Consider the following 9,098-nt stretch of genomic DNA (forward strand, 5'->3'; position numbering starts at 1 on the left):
CTGCCGCCAGCGTTCAATCTGAGCCATGATCAAACTCTTCAATTCAAAGTTTGAGGCTCAAAGAATCTCACCGTTAGTTCGTTATGAATTAACTGCGCTTCACTCTTCAAGACTTTAAAACGTATTTTTTTGTGATACGGTCTTGTGAGTGCCCACACAGATTGTCTGATTAATTGTTAAAGAGCGGGCCAACATAAAAATTATCATTCTCCGTCAGCCGGGCTGCGTATACTACGCTTTTCGCCCGCAGAGTCAAGCGCTTATTGCCTTTTCCCTGCCTGACCTCACCCGGTTTATCCACGTTGTGTCGGTCAGTGGTGGCGCATTATAGGGCCTTCTTCGGCGCTGGCAATAATTATTTTTAATAAAATTGATCGTTTGATTAATCCCACAGCAAAACACCACCTTATACTCATTTATCAACAGATTTATCCACAAATAGATAATTGAATGAAAATTTATCGAGCATCACGCAAACGTTTTCGTTACAATCTGAGGAATAAAATCATCACGTGATTTTATCCGACTGTTCTGAAATGTTATTGCAGTGCTCATTTTTTATGTCCTGAAGTGGGTTCTTCCCAATAACATGTTACTGCCTCACAAAATCCAAGGGATCAAACCAATGCAACAGCTTCGTCCAATCCGCCGTGCCCTGTTGAGTGTTTCCGACAAATCAGGGATTGTTGAATTTGCGAAAGCCTTATCTGAACGCGGTGTTGAATTACTCTCTACTGGTGGTACAGCCTATTTACTTGCTGAATCAGGTCTGAAGGTTACTGAAGTTTCAGATTACACTGGCTTTCCTGAAATGATGGATGGCCGCGTTAAGACATTGCATCCTAAAGTACACGGCGGAATCCTTGGTCGCCGCGGGCAAGATGATGAAATCATGACACAACATCAAATTTCACCAATCGATATGGTAGTTGTGAATCTATATCCATTTGCTCAGACCGTTACTAAACCAAATTGTACTTTGGCAGATGCTGTCGAAAACATTGATATTGGCGGTCCAACTATGGTTCGCTCTGCGGCTAAGAATCATAAAGATGTAGCAATTGTAGTTAATAGCAATGATTATGAAAAAATCATTGAAGAGATGGATAACAATCAGGATTCACTAACACAATCAACCCGTTTCGATTTAGCAATCAAAGCATTTGAACACACTGCGGCTTATGACAGCATGATTGCTAACTATTTTGGCAAACTGGTTCCTGCTTATTATAGTGATATTACTCAACCATCGGGACGTTTCCCCCGTACTCTGAATTTGAATTTGATTAAAAAGCAGGATATGCGTTACGGCGAAAATAGTCACCAAGATGCAGCTTTTTATATAGAAGGGAATCTTTCTGAGGCATCTATTGCAACAGCAACTCAATTACAAGGCAAAGCACTTTCTTATAACAATATTGCAGATACAGATGCAGCTCTGGAATGTGTTAAGGAATTCGTAGAGCCAGCATGTGTGATTGTTAAACATGCTAATCCATGTGGCGTAGCAATTGGTAAAGATATTCACGAAGCCTATGATCGCGCATTCAAAACAGATCCAACTTCCGCTTTTGGTGGCATTATTGCTTTTAACCGTGAAATTGATACTAAAACCGCACAAACTATTATCGACCGCCAATTTGTCGAGGTGATTATTGCTCCCTCAATAAACGACGAGGCATTACCAATACTGGCTACCAAGCAAAACGTCCGTGTTCTGATATCTGGTAAATGGGAAACCCGTATTGCTGGCCTTGATTTCAAACGTGTTAATGGTGGTCTGCTTGTACAAGATCGTGATCTTGGTATGGTAACAGCTAATAACTTGCGTGTAGTTTCCAAACGTCAGCCAACCGAGCAAGAAATGAAAGATGCTCTGTTTTGCTGGAAAGTCGCTAAATTTGTTAAATCCAACGCAATTGTTTACGCAAAAAATGATATGACCATCGGAATTGGCGCCGGCCAGATGAGCCGTGTCTATTCTGCAAAAATTGCCGGGATTAAAGCAGCTGATGAAGGCTTGGAAGTTCAGGGATGCGCGATGGCATCTGACGCATTCTTCCCATTCCGCGATGGTATTGATGCCGCTGCCGCTGTCGGCGTGAGCTGTGTAATCCAACCTGGTGGTTCAATCCGCGATGACGAAGTAATCACAGCAGCTGATGAACACGGCATTGCCATGATCTTCACTGGTATGCGCCATTTCCGCCACTAATCAATAACAGGAGTTAACTTAATGAATATTTTAATTATTGGTAGCGGTGGACGCGAACATGCTCTGGCATGGAAAGCAGCACAATCTCATTTAGCTGATAAGGTCTATGTTGCTCCGGGAAATGCAGGGACGGCGCTGGAAAGTCATCTGGAAAATATTGATATCTCAGCAACAGATATCGACGGTTTGTTGGCATTTGCACAAAGCCATGATATCGGGCTGACTATTGTTGGCCCTGAAGCACCACTGGTAATGGGTATTGTCGATATATTCCAAAAAGCGGGACTGACTATCTTTGGCCCAACTCAGGCAGCCGCTCAGTTAGAAGGTTCAAAAGCATTTACCAAAGATTTTCTGGCGCGCCATAAGATCCCGACGGCGGCTTATCAGAATTTTACAGCGATCGAACCTGCCCTCACCTATTTGGATAAAGTCGGCGTTCCCATTGTCATAAAAGCCGATGGACTCGCCGCAGGCAAAGGTGTGATTGTGGCTATGACACGGGAAGAAGCCCAGTCCGCAATAAAAGATATGCTAGCCGGAAATGTATTTGGTGATGCCGGCCACCGAATTGTTATTGAAGAGTTTTTAACGGGTGAGGAAGCGAGTTTTATCGTTATGGTCGATGGCAAGAATGTCATTCCTATGGCAACCAGCCAAGATCATAAACGCGTAGGTGACGGTGATACCGGCCCAAATACTGGCGGAATGGGAGCCTATTCGCCGGCACCGGTCGTCACCGATGAGATCCACCAGCGTATTATGAAAGAGGTTATTTATCCTACCGTTGATGGTATGGCTGCTGAAGGTCACATCTATACGGGCTTTCTTTATGCTGGGCTAATGATCAATCAGGATGGAGAACCAAAAGTGATTGAGTTTAACTGCCGCTTTGGTGATCCGGAAACCCAACCGATTATGATGCGTATGCATTCCGATCTGATTGAACTTTGTCTGGCTGGTGCAAAAGGTGAGCTTGCTGGTAAAACGTCTGATTGGGACAAACGCCCTGCTCTGGGCGTAGTGCTGGCTGCAAACAGGTATCCCGCTGATTATCACAAAGGTGATATTATTCATGGCTTGCCTCAACAAGAAAATGAAAGCAACAAAGTTTTCCATGCCGGCACAGCATTGCAGGATAATAATGTTATTACCGCAGGTGGGCGTGTTCTATGTATTACAGCATTAGGAGAAACCATTGCTGATGCGCAGAAAAATGCTTATCAGCAAGCAGAGCAGATTACATGGAATGGCTGCTTTTACCGCAAAGATATTGGCTATCGTGCCATTAATCGGCTGAAGTAATCACAAGACTGACGGGGGTCAAAGGCTGTCCTTCGTCGGTTCCCAACGGCAAAAATCATCATTTGCTACCAACAATAATTCACGACCTGCAGAAGCTTCCAACCAGGCAATTGTTAATTGGCCATAACTATTTTTTTCGCGCTGTTCAAGCCATGACTTCGCATAAGGCTCAAACTCAACGGAAATCGTTTCACCCGTGCAAGTAGTGACCTTGCCGTTATTCCAGTGACCTTGCATCAAACGCACATTGCCTACTATCAGTGCATCACTTAATTCAAGAGCACGTTTGGCGTCAAACCGCATACGAACAATATCATCATTGGAAAGTCGTTCACGCCGTGTTTTTAATTGCTTCTGCATAAAAATCACATCGCCGGATTTATCCAAACGAAGTTGTTCAGCCAGTGGATTTTCATCATTCAGAATTTCACGGCGAATTTGGCGCAAATATCCCTGCTTATATTCGTAAAAAGTGACGATAGTATTTTCATTACGGTAAGGACTATAAACACTCATCAGAACCAGAGGTTTATTATTTTGATCGTTGAGGCGCCACAAGCGAACAACACCATCATCTGCGATGAATCCACTTGCACTGAAAAGAGGTGCTTTAGGTTGATTGGTACAGGCGCTGAGCGCGAAGACGAATCCTAGTGTCATCAGCCCCTGACGAACCAACAAAAGGGGATTAACACCCCTTCTATTTTTTCTTTTTTGCAACGAAATTATTTAACTGCGTCTTTCAGCGCTTTACCAGCAGAGAAAGCAGGTACATTTGCAGCCGCGATTGTAATTTCTTTACCGGTTTGAGGGTTACGACCAGTACGCTCTGCACGGTGGTTAACTTTGAAAGTACCAAAACCAACCAGCTGTACTGAATCACCCGCTTTCAGGGATTCGGTGATTGCATTCAAAGTTGATTCCAAAGCAGCTTTTGCCTGAGCTTTAGTCAGGTCTGTACTTTCTGCGATTGCATCAACTAATTCAGTCTTATTCATAGATTATCCTTACAGTGTGTTTATCGTTTGCAAAGCATCGAGTGCGACGGATATGCCGAATGACAGCACCCCTGCATACACGCACCGATAGCCACTTCTTTTCACCCCCCCAAATGTAGAACAGAGTGGGGGCAAAAGTGAAGCCTTTGAACATGGCATTTAAAGCATTAAATCACGTTTTTTCACTCTACTGCGTTAAATTTATACCAATGTTGCTAATTGCTGACTCCCGGAGGTCAGCTTTCAATCCTTTAATCAACTCAATATCCCGCTCTTCACAGCCGGCTAATAAGCGATAAATCTCCCATTGAATATCCCACTCTTCCTCAATGGCTGGTAATTCTTTTAATTCTTCATCGGTCATTTCTTTCCCGGCCTGAGTCATTTCAAGCATAGCAACAGTACGAATTGAAATTTCACTCACTGCAATTGCATGCATCAATGTTTCACCACTCAGACGGGAATGGATAATCTCCCCTAATGCAATACACGCATCAATTGCCGGGTATACACCGTAAATATCGTAATTGTCTGCTGATGGAATAACCTGCTCTAACTTTTCCAGCTGATTATCAAAATTAACCTTAGCATCTTTTACAACTAATATTTCCCACACCAAATCCAAAATACAGCGATAAAAAATAGGTTCTGCAAACCCAGTTTGACAACAGAACATCTGATAATTTGGATACATCCGTTCGCATAAACTCGCCATAAAGGTCAAATGCTGCCAACTTTCAAGTTTTTCCAGCCGTAAATGTATCGGGTTTCGTAACATTAGTTCTTACTCATTATGCATAATGTGCTTCGCAGTTTACCTGAAATTCAAGAATATCCACACGTTTACACCCAATTTAAGGATTTTTCTGCATTATTTGTTTAAAAAATGCTCTATTTGAGGCTATACCATCCGCCCAGCGGGTTGTTTCCGGCAACCGATAACCTTTCACACAACGCTCCACCCATAGCAACGCGCTATCAAGACTGATTTTATGTCCTGTGGAAATATACAATGGATTACAACGTTTTTTACTTCGCCATACCCAACCAATCTGTTCCTCTTTATCAATCAAAGGCTGACAACTGCCAGGCTGTTCACCCAATGGTTCACTTTCACCACATAAACGACGTTTTGCCACACCGATTGTCGGAACATTCGTCAGTAAACCAAAGTGGCTAGCAACACCTAAACGGCGCGGATGAGCAATACCATGACCGTCCACCATCACCAGATCAGGTGTGTGTTTCAGCAACTGCCAGGCAGCCATCAATGCAGGATATTCACGGAAAGAGAGTAAACCTGGAATATAAGGCAGCGTCGTTTCAATCCGGGCTATCTGATATTCCACCAGCTCAAGGTCAGGGTAAGAGAGAACAACTATCGCTGCGCGGGTAATTATTCCCTGCTGTTCAAAGCCCACATCAGCACCAGCAATCAGTTTTGGTGAGGAAAAATCATCATAACAGATAACCTGCTGAGCCTTTTCTATTTGTTCCTGAAGTAATGCTTTTGTGTTGATCATATTTTTTTACTGATGATATTTAGCTGAAAGTTTATGTACCGCGTCAACAAATACACCAGCGTGTTCCGGCAGTACATCCTGATGGATACCATGACCAAGGTTAAAAACATGACCAGAACCCTCACCAAAACTTTGCAAAATTGCTGAGACTTCCTGTTCAATCCGTTCTGGGGAAGCATATAACATAGATGGATCCATATTGCCCTGCAAGGCCACTTTATTTCCCACACGACGACGTGCCTCAGCAATATCTGTCGCCCAATCCAAACCAAGAGCATCACAACCGGTTTCAGCCATTGCTTCCAGCCATTGCCCGCCACCTTTGGTAAACAGTGTTACCGGTACACGACGACCTTCATTTTCACGGATCAGACCATCAACAATTTGATACATATAACGTAAGGAAAACTCGCGATAATCCCGACCAGTCAACACTCCCCCCCAAGTATCGAAAATCATCACAGACTGAGCGCCGGCTTTAATTTGGGCGTTAAGGTAAAGGATGACACTATCTGCCAGTTTATCTAGCAATTGATGCATTACGGCCGGTTCGGCATACATCATTTTTTTAATTTTAGTGAATACCTTACTACTGCCCCCTTCCACCATATAAGTCGCCAACGTCCACGGACTACCAGAGAATCCAATCAAAGGAACCTGACCAGCCAGTGCCTTACGGATCGCACGCACTGCGTCCATCACATAGCTCAACTCCATTTCAGGATCAGGAATGGGTAGTTTTGCCACATCAGCGCGACTTAAAACAGGAGATTTAAAACGCGGGCCTTCACCTACCTCGAAATAGAGTCCTAACCCCATTGCATCAGGAATAGTGAGAATATCAGAGAAGAGAATCGCCGCATCTAGCGGATAACGTCGCAAAGGTTGCAAAGTGACTTCGCAAGCAAGTTCAGTGTTTTTACATAAAGAAATAAAATCACCGGCTTCAGCACGAGTAACTTTATACTCAGGCAAGTAGCGGCCAGCCTGACGCATCATCCATACAGGTGTAGCATCAACGGGTTGGCGTAGTAAGGCTCGCAAATAGCGGTCGTTTTTCAACTCATTCATGACAGGCTCCATTTATTTATTGGCCGCAATATTATCTGACTGCAATGATTAGGGCATCATTGTAACATGGCAAATAAATCTCTCCCGTTGAATCACACCAAACCATGTATTAAGCATTTCGGCATAGAACAATCGTATCTTCAATCAACCGACGGGCAATAGTATTGGGTGGTGGAATCAGTGGCAGTTGGTCATAGTGATACCAATCTGCACTAATCAATTCTTTCGGATCATGACAAATTTCACCGCTGTCATAATCAGCCAGAAACGCCATCATCAATGAATGAGGGAAAGGCCACGGTTGAGAAGCGACATAACGTAAGTTGCGAATTTTAATATTACTCTCTTCCATGACTTCGCGGGCCACAGCTTCTTCCAGCGTTTCACCTACCTCAACAAATCCTGCAAGCACTGTATGTATGCCATCACGATGGCGCTGATGTTGAGCCAATAAGATCTGATCATCGCGACGAATACCGACGATAACACAAGGCGCAATCTGCGGATAATAACGTTCATGGCAATAGTTACACAGACAAGCCCATTCACTGACACTATGGTGCATTTTATTACCGCAATAACCACAATATTGATGAGAGCGATAAAATTCCGCCAATTGAATGCCCCGCCCAGCTAATTGAAACAAGCCGCGATCACTTGAAACAATGTGCCGTAAGGAAACCATATGTGAATTCATTTTCTGACGAATAAGCCAAACTTTCTCACCCTGCCACTCGCCGATAGGTAATGCTATTTTTCCTTGCAGTGACCATTGAGCAGCTATTCCAAAAGGTAATTCACCTTGAGGGAGCCAAATACGATTCTCATCGCTGATAATCCACCAGCCTCGTTCTGTATCTGTTACTTGTTGTTGCATCATCATTATGACATCTTATTTGTTATAAATATCTGTATAAATCATACGCTTTTTAATCAAAAAAGCGTGTCCTGATTACTACTTATCACGAGGAACACGATATCATGTCACAACTGCTTGCAGTATTTGATCTGGATGACACCTTAATTTCCGGTGATTCCAGCGCTATATGGACAGAGTTTCTATGGGAAAAAGATATCATTACTGATCCAAGTTTTATCGAAGCAGATAAAAAAATGATGGCTGATTACAACTCAGGTTCACTGGATATGAGAAGTTATCTGGCATTTAGCCTGCAAACACTGTACCAAGTTCCACAAAAACAAGTTGATCTTTGGTTGGTTGAGTTTATTAAAGAAAAAATCAGACCTCGATTTTATCCACAAGCCAAAACCCTAATTGCAGAGTATCAACAGCAGCAAATTCCAGTCATTATTATCTCAGCCACTGTCTCATTTATTGTGAAAAAGATTGCTACGGAATTAAATATTCACACTGCACTAGGCATTGATATGGTGGTGGAAAATGGCTGTTATACCGGCCAAATAGACGGTATTGCGACTTTTCGAGAAGGTAAAGTAGAACGAATGAAACAGTGGCTGGAACAGCAAAATAATTATCCTGAAATTATCCGTTTTTACAGTGATTCAATTAATGATCTACCAATGTGTCAATTTGCTGATGAGGTAATTACAGTCAATGCCGATGCTCATTTGCAAGCTCAAGCACAACAACATGGCTGGAAACAATTAACCTGGTCACTGTAAATATTTTCAATCAGTAATGGGTTTATGGTTTCCATAATCCCATCTATACCCGTCATCTTTCAACAGGCAACCCAATTGCTGGGGAAGAATATTGCAATAAAATTGAGGTCTTGACGAAACAGAACAAGTCATTTTGTTTCCGCCCCCAATCGTGTTCCCCACGCTCTTAAGGTGTCATTTCGCTCCCTATAATAAGAACAAAAATGCCGCTCTTGAATATCGGCATTTTTCTGTAGAAGAGAAGATGAATTTAATGCTTTAACGCTTCAATTTTATCCCGGCTCAGCCCGGTACTGGTGACAATAATGTCCAAACTCACGCCATGCCGTAATAAAGCACGAG

At 43.0% G+C, this 9,098-nt stretch carries 10 protein-coding genes; 3 read left to right on the forward strand and 7 right to left on the reverse strand.

Features of this window, described 5'->3' with window-relative positions:
• Positions 1-169 precede the first annotated feature (169 nt).
• Positions 170-301, reverse strand: coding sequence for a hypothetical protein (locus tag BO26_RS24970; protein WP_477707004.1), 132 nt, complete (start codon positions 299-301; stop codon positions 170-172).
• A 324-nt stretch (positions 302-625) separates the two neighbouring features.
• On the opposite strand from BO26_RS24970, the gene purH reads away from it, so the two are divergent.
• Both purH and purD read left to right on the forward strand, forming a co-directional pair.
• Positions 626-2,215: a bifunctional phosphoribosylaminoimidazolecarboxamide formyltransferase/IMP cyclohydrolase gene (gene purH / locus BO26_RS17640; protein ID WP_036773773.1), complete on the forward strand. Its 1,590-nt coding sequence runs from the start codon at positions 626-628 to the stop codon at positions 2,213-2,215.
• A gap of 21 nt (positions 2,216-2,236) precedes the next feature.
• A complete protein-coding gene (gene purD / locus BO26_RS17645; RefSeq protein WP_036773775.1) occupies positions 2,237-3,520 on the forward strand; it encodes a phosphoribosylamine--glycine ligase in 1,284 nt (427 codons plus the stop codon).
• A gap of 18 nt (positions 3,521-3,538) precedes the next feature.
• Here the strand turns inward: purD and BO26_RS17650 are convergent, their stop codons facing one another.
• The 6 genes from BO26_RS17650 to nudC form a co-directional block, all read right to left on the reverse strand.
• On the reverse strand, positions 3,539-4,180 hold the full coding sequence (locus tag BO26_RS17650) for a DUF1481 domain-containing protein (RefSeq protein ID WP_036773777.1): 642 nt from the start codon (positions 4,178-4,180) through the stop codon (positions 3,539-3,541).
• Between the two features lie 65 nt (positions 4,181-4,245).
• On the reverse strand, positions 4,246-4,518 hold the full coding sequence (hupA, locus tag BO26_RS17655) for a nucleoid-associated protein HU-alpha (protein ID WP_012776594.1): 273 nt from the start codon (positions 4,516-4,518) through the stop codon (positions 4,246-4,248).
• A gap of 187 nt (positions 4,519-4,705) precedes the next feature.
• Positions 4,706-5,296, reverse strand: a complete 591-nt coding sequence (locus tag BO26_RS17660; RefSeq protein WP_036773779.1) for a YjaG family protein — start codon at positions 5,294-5,296, stop codon at positions 4,706-4,708.
• Positions 5,297-5,372: 76 nt separating this feature from the next.
• Entirely contained in the window at positions 5,373-6,041 is a 669-nt protein-coding gene (gene nfi, locus BO26_RS17665) for a deoxyribonuclease V (protein ID WP_036773781.1), read from the reverse strand.
• Between the two features lie 6 nt (positions 6,042-6,047).
• Positions 6,048-7,112, reverse strand: a complete 1,065-nt coding sequence (gene hemE, locus BO26_RS17670) for a uroporphyrinogen decarboxylase (RefSeq protein WP_036773783.1) — start codon at positions 7,110-7,112, stop codon at positions 6,048-6,050.
• A gap of 109 nt (positions 7,113-7,221) precedes the next feature.
• The gene (gene nudC, locus BO26_RS17675; protein WP_420864713.1) at positions 7,222-7,995 is read right to left on the reverse strand and encodes an NAD(+) diphosphatase; all 774 of its coding nucleotides are present in this window, start codon (positions 7,993-7,995) and stop codon (positions 7,222-7,224) included.
• A gap of 98 nt (positions 7,996-8,093) precedes the next feature.
• Here nudC and BO26_RS17680 point away from each other — a divergent pair, with 98 nt between their 5' ends.
• Positions 8,094-8,756, forward strand: coding sequence for an HAD family hydrolase (locus BO26_RS17680; protein WP_036773785.1), 663 nt, complete (start codon positions 8,094-8,096; stop codon positions 8,754-8,756).
• The last annotated feature ends 342 nt before the right edge of the window (positions 8,757-9,098 follow it).

It is taken from the genome of Photorhabdus australis DSM 17609 (assembly GCF_000711895.1).
Classification (GTDB): Bacteria; Pseudomonadota; Gammaproteobacteria; order Enterobacterales; family Enterobacteriaceae; genus Photorhabdus; species Photorhabdus australis.